Source organism: Oxalicibacterium sp., from assembly GCF_035565035.1.
Lineage (GTDB): Bacteria > Pseudomonadota > Gammaproteobacteria > Burkholderiales > Burkholderiaceae_D > Oxalicibacterium.
Window position 1 is genome coordinate 1 of record NZ_DATMTD010000092.1, and the last position, 15,112, is coordinate 15,112.

At 55.8% G+C, this 15,112-nt stretch carries 14 protein-coding genes and 1 riboswitch; of the genes, 13 read left to right on the forward strand and 1 reads right to left on the reverse strand.

What is annotated here, in order from left to right; translation table 11 throughout:
- The 9 genes from VN114_RS08380 to VN114_RS08420 all read left to right on the forward strand — a co-directional run.
- A partial coding sequence (locus VN114_RS08380) for a TIM barrel protein (protein WP_325513857.1) occupies nt 1-220 on the forward strand: 220 nt, incomplete at its 5' end.
- 96 nt (nt 221-316) lie between these two features.
- Nucleotides 317-1,204: a 2-hydroxy-3-oxopropionate reductase gene (gene glxR, locus VN114_RS08385; RefSeq protein ID WP_325513859.1), complete on the forward strand. Its 888-nt coding sequence runs from the start codon at nt 317-319 to the stop codon at nt 1,202-1,204.
- A gap of 110 nt (nt 1,205-1,314) precedes the next feature.
- Complete coding sequence (locus tag VN114_RS08390) at nt 1,315-2,580, forward strand: glycerate kinase (protein WP_325513861.1); 1,266 nt, start codon at nt 1,315-1,317, stop codon at nt 2,578-2,580.
- A gap of 72 nt (nt 2,581-2,652) precedes the next feature.
- Nucleotides 2,653-4,068 (forward strand): pyruvate kinase, encoded by a 1,416-nt coding sequence (gene pyk, locus VN114_RS08395; protein ID WP_325513863.1) that lies wholly within the window; start codon nt 2,653-2,655, stop codon nt 4,066-4,068.
- A 190-nt stretch (nt 4,069-4,258) separates the two neighbouring features.
- A riboswitch (TPP riboswitch) is annotated at nt 4,259-4,367 on the forward strand.
- A gap of 84 nt (nt 4,368-4,451) precedes the next feature.
- A complete protein-coding gene (thiC, locus tag VN114_RS08400; protein WP_325513864.1) occupies nt 4,452-6,365 on the forward strand; it encodes a phosphomethylpyrimidine synthase ThiC in 1,914 nt (637 codons plus the stop codon).
- Nucleotides 6,365-6,568, forward strand: a complete 204-nt coding sequence (gene thiS / locus VN114_RS08405; protein ID WP_325513866.1) for a sulfur carrier protein ThiS — start codon at nt 6,365-6,367, stop codon at nt 6,566-6,568. The genes thiC and thiS overlap by 1 nt, the downstream gene beginning before the upstream one ends.
- A gap of 113 nt (nt 6,569-6,681) precedes the next feature.
- Nucleotides 6,682-7,482, forward strand: coding sequence for a thiazole synthase (locus VN114_RS08410; protein WP_325513868.1), 801 nt, complete (start codon nt 6,682-6,684; stop codon nt 7,480-7,482).
- A 16-nt stretch (nt 7,483-7,498) separates the two neighbouring features.
- Nucleotides 7,499-8,125, forward strand: a complete 627-nt coding sequence (gene thiE / locus VN114_RS08415; protein ID WP_325513870.1) for a thiamine phosphate synthase — start codon at nt 7,499-7,501, stop codon at nt 8,123-8,125.
- Nucleotides 8,126-8,211: 86 nt separating this feature from the next.
- Entirely contained in the window at nt 8,212-9,192 is a 981-nt protein-coding gene (locus VN114_RS08420; RefSeq protein WP_325513872.1) for an NAD(P)H-quinone oxidoreductase, read from the forward strand.
- A gap of 99 nt (nt 9,193-9,291) precedes the next feature.
- Here the strand turns inward: VN114_RS08420 and VN114_RS08425 are convergent, their stop codons facing one another.
- Nucleotides 9,292-10,269, reverse strand: a complete 978-nt coding sequence (locus VN114_RS08425; protein ID WP_325513874.1) for a LysR family transcriptional regulator — start codon at nt 10,267-10,269, stop codon at nt 9,292-9,294.
- 692 nt (nt 10,270-10,961) lie between these two features.
- Between VN114_RS08425 and sucC the strand changes: the two genes are divergently transcribed.
- The 4 genes from sucC (at nt 10,962) to VN114_RS08445 (ending at nt 14,993) form a co-directional block, all read left to right on the forward strand.
- Entirely contained in the window at nt 10,962-12,128 is a 1,167-nt protein-coding gene (gene sucC / locus VN114_RS08430) for an ADP-forming succinate--CoA ligase subunit beta (protein ID WP_325513876.1), read from the forward strand.
- A 3-nt stretch (nt 12,129-12,131) separates the two neighbouring features.
- Entirely contained in the window at nt 12,132-13,007 is an 876-nt protein-coding gene (gene sucD / locus VN114_RS08435; RefSeq protein ID WP_325513878.1) for a succinate--CoA ligase subunit alpha, read from the forward strand.
- Between the two features lie 189 nt (nt 13,008-13,196).
- On the forward strand, nt 13,197-13,964 hold the full coding sequence (locus VN114_RS08440; protein WP_325513880.1) for a fumarylacetoacetate hydrolase family protein: 768 nt from the start codon (nt 13,197-13,199) through the stop codon (nt 13,962-13,964).
- An 18-nt stretch (nt 13,965-13,982) separates the two neighbouring features.
- Complete coding sequence (locus VN114_RS08445) at nt 13,983-14,993, forward strand: 2-dehydropantoate 2-reductase (RefSeq protein ID WP_325513882.1); 1,011 nt, start codon at nt 13,983-13,985, stop codon at nt 14,991-14,993.
- Nucleotides 14,994-15,112 lie beyond the last annotated feature (119 nt).

Here is a 15,112-nt window from a genome sequence, read left to right on the forward strand (position 1 = left end):
TGAACTGGCGAACACGATCAAGAACAACCTCGCGGTCATTCCTCATCTCCAACTGGCAGACAATCCAGGCCGCTTCGAACCAGGCACCGGTGAAATCAACTACACCTACCTGTTCAAGTTCCTGGACGAAATCGGCTACAAAGGCTGGATCGGTTGCGAATACAAACCGAAAGCCGGCACCGTAGAAGGTCTCGGCTGGCGCGCAGCGCACGGCGTCTGATGTAACGCATCGATATTGAGCGGTCCGGCGGGCCGCTCAATATTTTTACAGCGTCCCGCACTACATATTCACTAAAAAATTTCAGGAGTCATCATCATGGCAAAAGTCGGATTTATCGGTTTGGGCATCATGGGCGCGCCAATGGCGCTTAACCTGCAAAAAGGCGGCCACAAGCTGTACCTGCACGATGTCAAGAATCCACCTGCAGAACTGATCGACGGCGGCGCGACTTCGTGCACGTCGGGTGCAGAAGTTGCCAAGCGCGCAGACATCATCATCACGATGGTGCCGGACACCCCGCACGTTGAAGCCGTGCTGTTCGGCCAGGACGGTGTTGCTGCCGGTTTGTCGGCTGGCAAAATCGTGGTCGACATGAGCTCGATTTCGCCAATCGCCACCAAGGGTTTCGCGAAAAAAATCAACGACCTCGGCTGCCAATACCTGGACGCACCAGTATCCGGTGGTGAAGTCGGTGCAAAAGCTGCATCGCTGACCATCATGATCGGCGGCTCGGAAGAAGCGTTCAACACCGTCAAGCCACTGTTCGAACTGATGGGCAAGAACATCACGCTGGTCGGCGGTAACGGCGACGGTCAAACTACCAAAGTAGCGAACCAGATCATCGTTGCACTGAACATCCAGGCTGTTTCCGAAGCCCTGTTGTTCGCATCGAAAGCCGGTGCCGATCCTGCCAAAGTGCGTCAGGCACTGATGGGCGGTTTCGCGAACTCGCGCATTCTGGAAGTACATGGCGAGCGTATGGTCAAGCGTACGTTCAACCCGGGCTTCCGTATCGAACTGCACCAGAAAGATCTGAACCTGGCATTGCAAGGTGCTAAAGCAATGGGCGTTTCGCTGCCAAACACGGCGAACACCCAGGAACTGATGAACGCCTGTGCAGCCAATGGCATGAGCGGCCTCGATCACTCGGCACTGTGCCGTGCAATCGAAATCATGTCGAACCACGAAATCGCCAAGGCGTAACCCGGTTCGATAGTAAGTGGTTTGAGACCGGCGTTGCGCTGATGTGCAATGCCGGTTGATTCCATGCCCAAGTTGCAGATTTTCCTAATTCTTAAAAAGTCATTCGCCACATGTCGATCGATCCACGCCAGTTTTTAAACGACCTGTACGCCACCGCAGTTGAAGCCGTGAGCCCACAGAAGTGCATGCCCGCTTACCTGCCCAAGCAATCGGCCAAGGGCCGCACGCTGGTGATCGGTGCCGGCAAAGGTGCCGCCGCCATGGCAAAAGTCGTTGAAGACAACTGGCCGGGCAAGGTCGAAGGACTGGTCGTCACGCGCTACGACCACGGCGCCGACTGCAAGCAGATCGAAGTCGTCGAAGCCGCACATCCGGTCCCGGATGAAGCAGGCCGCGCCGCAGCCGGTCGCATGCTGGAAATGGTCAAGGGTTTGACCGAAGACGACCTCGTGTTGTGTCTGATTACCGGGGGTGGCTCCGCATTGTTGAGCCTGCCCGGTGAAGGCATCACGCTCGAACAAAAACAGGCATTGAACAAGGCGTTGCTGAAGAGCGGTGCCACGATTTCCGAAATGAATTGCGTGCGCAAGCATCTGTCCGCAATCAAGGGCGGCCGTCTGGCACTCGCCTGTGCACCGGCACGTGTCGTGACGCTGCTGATTTCCGACGTGCCAGGCGACGATCCGGGCGTGATCGCATCGGGTCCGACGCTGCCTGATCCAACGACGTGCGAACAATCGCTGGCAATCCTGAAAAAGTACAACATCGACATTCCTGAAAACGTGCGCAAGCATCTGGAATCCGGTGCCGGTGAAACACCGAAGCCGGGCGACGCACGTTTCGCCCGCAATGAACATCACGTGATGGCCACCGCGCAGCACGCGCTGGAAGCCGCTGCGGCGAAAGCACGCGCAGCCGGTATCACGCCATACATCCTGTCGAACGATCTCGAAGGCGAATCGCGCGACGTCGGCATGGTGCACGCAGCACTGGCCAAGCAGGTCGCTAAATTCGGCCAGCCGTTTGCCAAACCATGCGTGATTCTTTCCGGTGGTGAAACCACCGTGACCGTACGCGGCAAAGGTCGCGGCGGCCGCAATGCAGAATTCCTGCTGAGCCTGGCCGTATCGTTGCAAGGCACGCCGGGCATTCATGCGCTGGCATGCGATACCGACGGTATCGACGGTTCCGAAGACAACGCTGGCGCGATCTATCAACCTGATTCGTGGACACGTGCCGCAGAAAACGGATTGAACGCCAAGGCCATGCTCGAAAACAATGACGGTTACGGCTTTTTCAGCGGTCTGGGCGATCTGATTGTCAGCGGCCCGACACGTACCAACGTTAATGATTTCCGAGCCATCCTGATTCTGTAAAGTATTCGCTGCTGTGCATCGTTGCGCGGCGGCACCCGATTTTTTCATTCTCACTTAAAAAGAAGACCTGTCATGAGACGTAATCGCAAAGCAAAAATCGTTGCTACCCTGGGCCCAGCAAGCGGCGATGTAGAAACCATCAACGCACTGTTTGAGGCTGGTGTGGACATGTTCCGCTTCAACTTCAGCCATGGTTCGCACGAAGATCACCGTGCACGTCACGAAATCGTTCGTGGCCTGGAAACCAAGTATGGTCGTCCTGTTTCGATCCTCGCTGACTTGCAAGGTCCGAAGATCCGCCTGGGTACGTTCACGGGCGACTCCGCCGTGCTGAAAGAAGGCGAACAATTTGTACTGGACCGCAATGAAGCGCCAGGCGATGCAACGCGTGTTTACCTGCCGCATCCTGAACTGTTTGCAGCCGTTGCAGCCGGTCAGAACCTGCTGTTCGACGATGGCAAAATTCGCGTCTCGATCGAAAGCAACTCGGGCGACCGCATCGTGACCCGCGTTACCACCGGTGGCAAGATTTCGAACCGCAAAGGCGTCAACGTGCCGGACGCGATCCTGCCGATTCCTGCCATGACCCCGAAAGATCTGATCGATCTGGAATTCGCTCTGTCGCTGGGCGTGGACTGGGTTGCGCTGTCGTTCGTGCAACAGGTTTCCGACATCGAAGATGCACGCAAGATCATCGGCGATCGCGCTTTGATCCAGTCGAAAATCGAAAAGCCGGCCGCGATGCTGGACATCGATGCAATCTGCAAGGCATCCGATTCCGTGATGGTTGCCCGTGGTGATCTCGGTGTTGAATTGCCGATCTCGCAAGTGCCACGTGCACAAAAGGAAATCATCCGTGTTTCGCGCAAATACGGTCGTCCGACCATCGTCGCCACCCACATGCTGGAATCGATGACCGAGTCGCCAATGCCGACCCGCGCAGAAGCGTCGGACGTCGCCAACGCGATCTACGAAGGCGCCGATGCAGTCATGCTGTCGGCAGAATCGGCAAGCGGTAAAAATCCGGTGCGCGCCGTACAAATGATGGATGCCATCATCAAGGAAGTGGAATCGGATCCGGCCTACCGCAAACTGCTGGACGCGCAGCAAGTCGCACCGCGTTCGACGCCGGAAGATGCGATCTGCAAGGCGTTGCTCGATGCAACCACGTCGCTCAACGCAGCCGGTACCGTGACATACACCAAGTCCGGCAGCACCAGCATGAGCGCTGCGCGTGTTCGTCCGAACACCTCCATCCTCAGCATCACGCCGGAACTCAAAACTGCGCGTCGTCTGGCATGGGTATGGGGCATTCACTCGGTCGTCGGCAAGGACGTGCATTCGGTTGACGAAATGGTCAGCGAAGCCGTGACCTCTGCTGTACGCGAAGGTTTTGCCAAGACAGGCGAATACATTGCTATTTCGGCGGGCTTGCCATTCGGCGAATCCGGCACCACCAATCTGTTGCATATCGCAACAGTGAAGTAATCAGTACGTGTCGGTTCTTGGGCGACGCCAGTTGTTTAAGAACTGACATGAATGGGCTGCGTTTTTCGCAAGGCACGGTCAGCCCATTCATGTCATTGCACGAAGCTTGATCCCGGTCAATGTGGATTGCGGTCGTAATTCATAAACTCGTGTGCAGTGGTTGTAGGTGTTTTTGTAGTTTGTTGCAGAAGTAAAAAGCTAGGGGTCCTAGGCAGGCCACACGTATGTCCTGCCGGGTGAGAAAAACCCTTGAACCTGATCTGGATAATGCCAGCGAAGGGAAGCTGCCGAGATAGATGGTTTGCATCCAACAATGCCGTCCCATCACCTCGAAACCTCCTTAGCTGGCTCCAAGCCAATTTGAAGTTAGCCAAGGAGCCAAAATGAACGCCAATCCAAAATTCCTGTCCGCCACGGCGACAGTCGACGAAGCAGCCATCCAGCCGCTGCCGAATTCCCGCAAGATCTACATCGAAGGTTCGCGCCCGGACATTCGCGTGCCGATGCGCGAAATCTCGCAATCCGATACCGCCGCATCCTTCGGTGCGGAAAAGAATCCTCCGATCTACGTGTACGACACGTCCGGTCCTTACACCGACCCTTCGGTGAAGATCGACATCCGTTCGGGTCTCGATACGCCGCGCCTGCCGTGGATTCTCGAACGCAAGGACACCGAGGAACTGCCGGGTCCGACATCGGAATACGGCATCGAACGTCTGAACGATCCGCAGTTGTCTGAGCTCCGATTTAACCTGCATCGCAAACCGCGCCGTGCACTGAACGGCAAGAACGTATCGCAGATGCACTACGCACGTCAGGGCATCGTCACACCGGAAATGGAATTCGTCGCGATTCGCGAAAACATGAATCGTCGCGTCTATCTGGAGGAACTGAAAGCCTCCGGCCCGAAAGGCGAAAAGCTTGCCGAACTGATGGGACGTCAGCATCCGGGCCAATCGTTCGGCGCATCGATTCCGCTGGAAATCACGCCGGAATTCGTGCGTGATGAAATCGCCCGCGGCCGTGCCATCATTCCTGCCAACATCAATCACCCTGAAATCGAACCGATGATCATCGGCCGTAATTTCCTCGTCAAGATCAACGCCAACATCGGCAACTCCGCCGTCACGTCGTCGATCGGCGAGGAAGTCGAGAAAATGACGTGGGCGATCCGCTGGGGCGGCGACAACGTGATGGATCTGTCGACCGGCAAGCACATTCACGAAACGCGCGAATGGATCATCCGCAATTCGCCGGTGCCGATCGGTACCGTGCCGATTTATCAGGCGCTGGAAAAGGTCAACGGCAAGGCCGAAGACCTGACGTGGGAAATCTTCCGTGACACATTGATCGAACAGGCCGAGCAGGGCGTCGATTACTTCACGATCCACGCCGGCGTGCGTCTGCAATACGTGCCGCTGACCGCAAAACGCATGACCGGCATCGTGTCGCGCGGCGGTTCGATCATGGCGAAATGGTGTCTCGCGCATCACAAGGAATCGTTCCTGTACGAACACTTCGAAGACATTTGCGAAATCATGAAAGCGTACGACGTGTCGTTCTCGCTCGGCGACGGCTTGCGTCCGGGTTCGATCTACGATGCGAACGACGAAGCGCAACTCGGCGAATTGAAAACGCTGGGCGAACTGACGCAGATCGCATGGAAGCATGACGTGCAAGTCATGATCGAAGGTCCGGGCCACGTGCCGATGCACCTGATCAAGGAAAACATGGACCTGCAACTGGAACAGTGCCATGAAGCGCCGTTCTACACGCTGGGCCCGTTGACCACTGATATCGCACCGGGTTACGACCACATCACGTCCGGCATCGGCGCCGCGCAGATCGGCTGGTACGGCACCGCAATGCTGTGTTACGTCACACCGAAGGAACACCTCGGCTTGCCGAACAAGGTCGACGTCAAGGACGGCATCATCACGTACAAGATCGCCGCGCATGCAGCGGACTTGGCAAAAGGTCATCCCGGCGCGCAAATCCGCGATAATGCCTTGTCGAAGGCGCGATTCGAATTCCGCTGGGAAGACCAGTTCAATATCGGGCTCGACCCGGACAAGGCGCGGGAATTCCACGACGAGACATTGCCCAAGGATTCTGCTAAAGTCGCGCACTTCTGCTCGATGTGCGGCCCGCATTTCTGCTCGATGAAAATCACGCAGGAAGTGCGCGATTACGCGGCTGCGCAAGGCATTTCCGAAATCCAGGCACTCAAGCAGGGCATGGAAGTCAAATCAATCGAGTTCGTCAAAAGCGGCTCGGAAATTTACCAAAAGCAATAATGTTTGAAATTGAATTGAACGGCGCGCCGCACCAGATCCACGACAAGCAAAATGTCGAGGAGCTGATCGCGGAGTTGTCGCTGGCCGGAAAGGCCGTGGCTGTGGCGATCAATCGCGAGATTGTGCCGCGCAGCGCATGGCCGCAGCGGCAACTGCAACCGGCTGATCGCGTAGACGTCGTCCGCGCCATCGGCGGCGGTTGAGCGTGACAATGCAGGGCGTTGTCGAATGCCCTGCATGTCGTTCTTTCTGTACCTGCACTGACGTGCATTCAGCCTCATCCGATATATCGCAATAAGCGAACACAGGAATCATCATGAGTAACCACGCGTCATTTTCCGACGAACCGTTTGTTGTCGCTGGAAAAACCTATCGCTCGCGTCTGCTGGTCGGCAGCGGAAAATACAAGGATCTTGCCGAAACGCGCGAAGCGAGCCTGGCCAGCGGTGCGGAAATCGTTACCGTCGCAATCCGTCGCGTCAACATCGGGCAGGACCCGAACGCGCCGAGCCTGCTCGACGTGCTGCCACCATCCGAATTCACGCTGCTGCCAAATTCCGCCGGCTGCTACAACGCGGCTGATGCGGTCTACACGCTGCAACTCGGCCGTGAAATTCTCGGTGGCCACAAGCTGTGCAAGCTCGAAGTACTGGGCGACGAAAAGACCTTGTTCCCGAACATGCCGGAAACCTTGAAAGCCGCCGAAACATTGGTCAAGGACGGTTTCGACGTCATGGTCTATTGCAGCGACGATCCGATTCAGGCGCGCATGCTGGAAGACATCGGTTGCGCCGCGATCATGCCGCTGGCATCGCTGATCGGTTCCGGCATGGGCATTCTGAATCCGTGGAACCTGTCGCTGATCATCGAGCAGTCGAAAGTACCGGTGATCGTCGACGCCGGTGTTGGTACTGCATCCGATGCAGCGATCGCAATGGAACTTGGTTGTGATGGCGTGCTGATGAATACCGCGATTGCCGGTGCACAGGATCCTGTGCGCATGGCATACGCAATGAAGCTTGGTATCGAAGCCGGTCGCAACGCTTATCTGGCGGGACGCATTGCCAAAAAATTTGCCGCATCGCCATCGTCGCCGATGGCGGGGCGCGTGGTTTGATCCGAAGGGAGCGCACATGAACACCGCACAAAAGTTGCATGGTCTGTACCTCGTCACACCTGACTGGGACGATACCCGCAAGTTGCTGGAAGCAACCGAACTCGCGTTGAAGGGCGGTATCGCATTGCTGCAATACCGGCACAAGACTGCCGATGCCGCGCAACGTCAGGAGCAGGCGGAATGTCTGCAGGCGTTGTGCCGCAGCTATCAGGTGCCTTTCATCATCAACGATCACGTCGAGTTGTGCATGAGCCTCGATGCGGACGGCATTCACGTCGGCGGCACCGACAAGTCGGTTGCGGATGTACGTGCGTTGATCGGCCCGGACAAGATTCTTGGCTCGTCGTGCTACGGCGATCTGCAACTGGCGTTGTCGGCACAGGCAGCCGGCGCCAGCTATGTCGCGTTCGGCGGATTCTATCCGTCGAAGGTCAAGAAGTATCCGGTAACGACGCCGCCAACCATCGTCAGCGACTGGAAAGCACAGGGCAAAGTACCGAGCGTTGTGATCGGTGGCATGACGAAGGAGAATTCGGCACCGCTGGTGAAGAACGGTGCCGACATGGTGGCCGCCATCAGCAGTATTTATCTGGCAGGCGACCCGCAGCGCGCAGTACAGGAATTCAACGCGCTGTTTGCCTGATTCCATCCGGCGCTGTCGCTGCAGCGGATCGGATAATCGAATATCCTTCTGCCTTCAACGCCATTCATACGACAAAAGGATTTTTCATGCGTGCCATCGAGATTACTCAACCCGGCCCACCAGACGTTCTGAAACTGTGCGATCGCCCGGTTCCTGAACCGAAAGCCGGTGAAGTACTGATCAAGGTGCACGCAGCGGGCATCAATCGTCCTGACGTGTTGCAGCGTACCGGCAACTATCCGGTACCGAAGGGCGCATCGGATCTGCCGGGTCTGGAAGTCTCCGGCGAAATCGTCGGTGGCGATCTCGAGGAAACTGGTTTCAAGCAGGGCGACATGGTATGCGCCCTCGTCCAGGGTGGCGGTTACGCCGAATATTGCACGGCGCCGTTCGAACAATGCCTGCCGATTCCGGAAGGGCTGGATGCAGTCGAGGCAGCGTCGCTGCCGGAGACGTTTTTCACCGTCTGGAGCAATGTGTTCGACCGCGTCGGTCTGAGCGGCAACGAAACCTTCCTCGTGCAGGGCGGCACTTCCGGTATCGGCGTAACCGCGATCCAGATCGCGGCGGCACTCGGTCATCGCGTATTCGCCACTGCCGGCAGCGACGAGAAATGTCGCGCGTGCGAAGTGATGGGTGCCGAACGCGGCATCAACTACAAGACGGAAGATTTTGCCGAAGTGGTCAAGGCAGCGACCAACGGTAAAGGCGTGGATGTGATTCTCGACATGGTTGGTGGCGATTACACCGATCGTGAAATCCGCTGCCTCGCCGATGACGGCCGTCTGGTTTTCATCGCGCTGTTGGGCGGCAACAAGGCGACGATCAGTCTCGGACAGATTTTGTTGCGTCGCCTGACGATCACCGGCTCGACCTTGCGTCCGCGACCGATCGCGTTCAAGGCGGCCATCGCCGATCAGTTGCGAGCACGTGTCTGGCCATTGTTATCAGCAGGCAAGATCAAACCCGTCATTTACCAGACCTTCCCGCTGGAAGAAGCGGCGCAGGCGCATGCGTTGATGGAAAGCAGTGCGCACATCGGCAAGATCGTCTTGAAGGTGGTGTGATTCACGATCGCATTGCGATTCGACAAAAAGCCCGGGATTTTCCGGGCTTTTTTGTTTTGGCCGCAGAGCGCGTGCCGATATGAAATCCCGTTTTGAACTTCACGCTTTCTTTTTCGGTGCGCCCTTGGGAAGGTCGTTCAACAGTCTTCCGGGTTTCGGATTGTAACGAACCAGGCGTTCGATCAGTTCCGGTCCTTCTTCCAGCAGGAAGTCCTTGAATGCCTGTGCGACGGGCGGCAGTCGCTTGTTCTTGCGATGCACGACATACCAGTTCAGCATCACGGGGAATCCTTCGACGTCCAGCACCGCCAGACTGCCGGCCTGCAATTCCAGACTGATCGTATGCGCCGACAAAAAGCTGATGCCCATGCCGGCGATGACGGCTTGCTTGATGGTTTCGGTACTGCGAATTTCCATCGCGATGTTGATCTCCGGCAGACGTCCGGCAAATCCTTCCTCCATCGAATTCCAGGTATCCGATCCTTTTTCGCGCACAACGAACGGCTCATGCATCAATGCACTGATCGGAATGTTTTTTTGCGAGACCAGGTGATGATCTGGCGGCGCCACGATGACATACGGGTGCGGCGCAAACGGTTCGTTGACGGTATCCATGTCGACCGGCGGTCGCACCATGATCGCCAGATCGGTAAAGTTGTTGGCGAGCTGGTTCAGCAGGCCGTCGCGATTGTGTACGGAAAGATTCAGGGTCACGCCTTGATGGCTGCGCGCGAATTCCACCAGCAGGCGCGGGAAGAAGTAATCGCCTGCACTGATTACGGCGACATTCAGTTTGCCCCCGGTGATGCCCTTGAATTGCGTCATGGCATCTTCAGCTTCCTGAAATTGCTGGATGATCGCGCGGCTGTAATGCAGTAATTCGGCGCCGCCCGGCGTCAGGTAGATTTTCTTGCCGAGCTGTTCGAACAGCGCCAGACCGGCATGTTCCTCCAGCTTTTTCACTTGCGTGGAGACGGCCGGCTGCGTCAGATGCAACTCTTCTGCGGCGCGGGAAAAACTCAGATGGCGGGCCACGGTCTCGAAGACCTTCAATTGCCGCAATGTTGCATTTTTCATATGACGACTTGCCAGCTATAAATCCGAGGGAATTATTATGATTAAATACTTTAACTATGCCTAATCATTTTTTGTCCCTAAGATGCAAGCCAACCCGAATAACCTTCGGGTGAATACAGAAACTTTGGCTTCGGTCGGTGCGTGGCCATTTTGCATTTGGCCTCTTCCGGGGTATAACGCTATTTCTGACTGGCGACGAAAGTCGTCAAGCATGACCGCCGATGGGCTTTCGCAGATGATCCGGTAACGGAGCAGGAATGCGAAATTGAAACGGCGTTGAGCATGGCGTCGCACATAGGTGCAGCATGATCTGATGCACCTGTGATCGCGATGCGAAGTATTGCACTGCGCACTTCAACTGACCTGTTCGATGTCGCGCCGCGTGCAGTATGCCGCTCTTCCATTTTTGTTCATGAGGCAAAAGAGGTGTTGCCTTCCTAAGCGGGCTAATTCCTGTCGGCTGCAGGTTTGCCGAAGTTGGCTGCTGTTAAGGCTGCAAATATCGAATCTTAACCGCGGTCAAGGCGTTCGGACGGCGCTTCTCGGACAATCCTCGGCACCGTTTTAATTCAAGTCGGGAATTGCTAGAATAGCTGTCTTTTTGCTGGGAATATCGACGGTTTTTGCGTGGATTGGTGCAAAAAATATCGTAGCGAATCGCTGCTAAAAATTGGTTATCAATAAGGACGATCATGAATATCCACGAGTATCAAGGGAAAGAAATACTGCGTAAGTACGGTGTGACCACACCGAAAGGCTTTCCATGTTTCTCCGTAGACGAGGCTGTACAGGCTGCTGAAAAACTGGGCGGCAAGGTTTGGGTTGTCAAGGCGCAAATTCACGCTGGCGGTCGCGGTAAAGGCGGTGGCGTCAAAGTGGCGAAGTCGCTGGACGAAGTGCGCAAGTACGCCAACGACATCCTCGGCATGACTTTGGTCACGCATCAGACCGGCCCTGAAGGCCGCCTGGTCAAACGTTTGCTGATCGAAGAAGGCGCGGACATCAAGAAAGAACTGTACGTCGGCATGGTCGTCGATCGCGGTAGCCAGCGCGTTGCGCTGATGGCATCGAGCGAAGGCGGCATGGACATCGAACACGTCGCAGAACACACTCCTGAAAAAATTCACAAGGTATTCATCGATCCAGTCAAAGGTCTGCTCGACAGCGAAGCGGACGACATCGCTCGCAAGATCGGCGTGCCTGAAGGTTCGGTTCCGCAAGCACGCGCATTCATGCAAGGCCTGTACAAGGCATTCGACGAGTCCGACGCATCGCTGGCTGAAATCAACCCGCTGATCGTGACCGGCGACGACCGTATCGTTGCATTGGACGCGAAATTCAACTTCGACTCCAACGCCATGTATCGTCATCCTGAAATCCAGGAAATGCGCGATCTGGACGAAGAAGATGCAGCTGAAATCGAAGCATCGAAATTCGACCTGACGTACATCTCGCTCGATGGCAACATCGGCTGCCTGGTGAACGGCGCCGGTCTGGCAATGGCAACCATGGACGTCATCAAGCTGTACGGCGGCGAGCCAGCCAACTTCCTCGACGTCGGCGGCGGTGCCACGACCGAGAAAGTCACAGAAGCGTTCAAGATCATGTTGAAAAACCCGGACATCAAGGCGATTCTGGTCAACATCTTCGGCGGCATCATGCGTTGCGACGTGATCGCAAACGGCGTGATCGCGGCGGCGAAACAGGTCGATCTGCAAGTTCCACTGGTCGTTCGCATGGCGGGCACCAACGAAGAACTCGGCAAGAAAATCTTGGCAGAATCCGGCCTTCCGATCATCACGGCTAACAACATGGCTGAAGCGGCAGAAAAAGTCGTCAACGCATCGCAGGGGAAATAAGCAATGTCTATCCTGATCAACAAAGACACCAAAGTCATCACCCAAGGTATCACCGGCAAAACCGGTCAGTTCCACACCAAGATGTGTATCGAATACGCAAACGGTAAAAACTGTTTCGTCGCTGGCGTGAACCCAAAGAAACCTGGCGAATCGTTCGAAGGCGTGCCGATTTACGCATCGGTTGCTGAAGCAAAATCAGAAACGGGCGCGACCGTTTCCGTCATCTACGTTCCGCCTCCGTTCGCTGCCGCAGCGATCGACGAAGCGGTCGACGCAGGCGTCGATCTGGTCATCTGCATCACCGAAGGTATCCCGGTCCGTGACATGATTCGCACCAAGCAACGCATGGAAGGCAAGAAAACCCTGCTGCTCGGCCCGAACTGCCCAGGCCTGATCACCCCAGACGAAATCAAGATCGGCATCATGCCAGGTCACATCCACAAGAAAGGTCGCATCGGCGTCGTTTCGCGTTCGGGTACGTTGACCTATGAAGCCGCTGGGCAGCTGGCTGAATTCGGCCTCGGTCAATCGACCGTCGTCGGTATCGGTGGCGATCCGGTTTCGGGTCTGAAACACATCGACGTGCTGCGCATGTTCAACGATGATCCTGACACCGACGCAGTCATCATGGTCGGTGAAATCGGCGGCGATGCAGAAGAAACCTGCGCACGCTGGATCAAGGACAACATGAAGAAACCGGTTGTCGGCTTCATCGCCGGCGTTACCGCGCCTCCAGGCAAACGCATGGGCCACGCCGGTGCGATCATTTCCGGTGGTAAAGGTACGGCGCAAGAGAAGCTGGCAGTCATGGAAGCGTGCGGCATCAAAGTCACGCGCAATCCATCCGAAATGGGTCGTCTGCTGAAGTCGGTTCTGTAATAAAAAATCCCCGATCCTGTTCGGGGATGAACGCATTATCAGCGCATCCGCAGGTGCAAATTGTTCGACCCGCGGATGCCGTTTCATCGATTATCGGGCGGTATGCATGCCTGAATGCAACGCCCACTTCCGATAGACGCGACGATTGGCCGCGTTTATAATTTCGGCACTTTTAGAGAAGAGAAAAAAATGTCACAACGTTGGGTCCGTTTCAGTCACGCTGGCAATACGCAATTTGGTACGCTTGAAGGCGACAACATTCAAGTGTTCACTGGCGACATGTTTGCCAATCCGGTCAAGACCGACACCGTGTTGAACATCAACGACGTCAAGTTGTTGATGCCGGCCCAGCCGACCAAGATCATCGCCATGTGGAACAACTTCCACGCGCTGGCAAAAAAACTGAATCTGGCAGATCCTGCAGAGCCGCTGTATCTGATCAAATCCCCGAATTCCTACCTGAACCCAGGTGAAACCATCGAGAAGCCGCCAACCGATGAAAAAATCGTGTTTGAAGGCGAGCTCGGTATCGTCATCGGCAAAACCGCAAAACGCGTTTCGGAAGCAGATGCACTGAACTACGTGTTCGGTTACACCGCTGCCAACGACGTGACGGTTGCCGACATCCTGAATCGCGATGCATCGTTCGCGCAATGGGTTCGTGCCAAAGGTCTGGACACGTTCTGCCCGTTCGGCCCGACGATCGCAACCGATCTCGATCCAACCACGCTCGTAGTAAAAACCATTTTGAATGGCGACGTTCGACAAGACTATCCGATCAGCGACATGCGCTTTTCGGTACAACAACTGGTCAGTCTGATTTCCGCCGATATGACGCTGAATCCTGGCGATATCATCCTGTGCGGCACCTCCGTTGGTGTTGGCTCGATGAAGCCGAACAGCGTCATTAAAATCGAGATCGCCGGTATCGGCGAACTCGTCAACGATTTTAAATAATAGTCGTAGAGGCCAAGTATGAAAATTGCAGTTATCGGCGCCGGTGCAATCGGCGGTTATGTTGGCGTGAAGCTGGCATTGGCAGGTGAAGACGTTACCTTCATCGTGCGCGGTGCAAACCTGGAAGCCATTCGCAAGAACGGCGCCAAGTTGATCATGCATGACGGTACCGAACACGTTGCATCCAACGTCAAGGCAACCAACAATTACGACGAAGCCGGTCATCAGGACATCGTTGTATTGGCAATGAAGGCGCACCAGCTGGAAGCCATCGCTGACGATCTGCCAAAACTGATCGGACCGGAAACCGTTATCGTCACGATGCAGAACGGTATTCCATTCTGGTACTTCCACAATCACGGCGGCAAGCTGGCTGGCACCTGCGTCAAGAGCGTGGATCCGACCGGTACCATCACCGCTAAGATTCCGGCTGACCGTGTTCTCGGTTGCGTCGTTTATCCGGCATCCGAACTGATCGCTCCAGGCGTCATCAAGCACATCGAAGGCGATCGTTTCCCTATCGGCGAACTCGACGGTTCGATCAGCGAACGCGCAACCCGTGTTTCGGAATGCTTTACCAACGCCGGCTTCAAGGCACCTGTGCTGGACAATATCCGCGCCGAAATGTGGCTCAAGCTGTGGGGTAACCTGACGTTCAATCCGATCAGTGCGCTGTCGCACTCGACGTTGCAAGACATCTGTCAGTATCCATTGAGCCGCGAACTGGCTGCTGCAATGATGACCGAAGCGCAGACCGTTGCGAACAAGCTTGGCATCGAATTCCGTGTGCCGCTCGAGAAGCGTATTGCAGGTGCAGAGAAGGTCGGCAAGCACAAGACCTCGATGCTGCAGGATGTGGAAGCCGGTCGTGATCCTGAAATCGATGCGCTGGTTGGTTCGGTGGCAGAACTCGGTCGTTTGACCGAAACACCAACGCCGCATATCGATACCGTGTTCGCGCTGGTCAAGCTGTTGGCAAAGACGATGGGTGAAGAAACCGGTCAAGTAAAAATGCAGAAATGTGGCTGATGACCGCAAGGTGAATCAATAATAAAAACGCCCATGACGATGCTTGTTTCTCATGGGCGTTTTCACGTACGCAAGCGATATGTCATCTGTGTGAGATATATGTATTTGTAAAATGACTC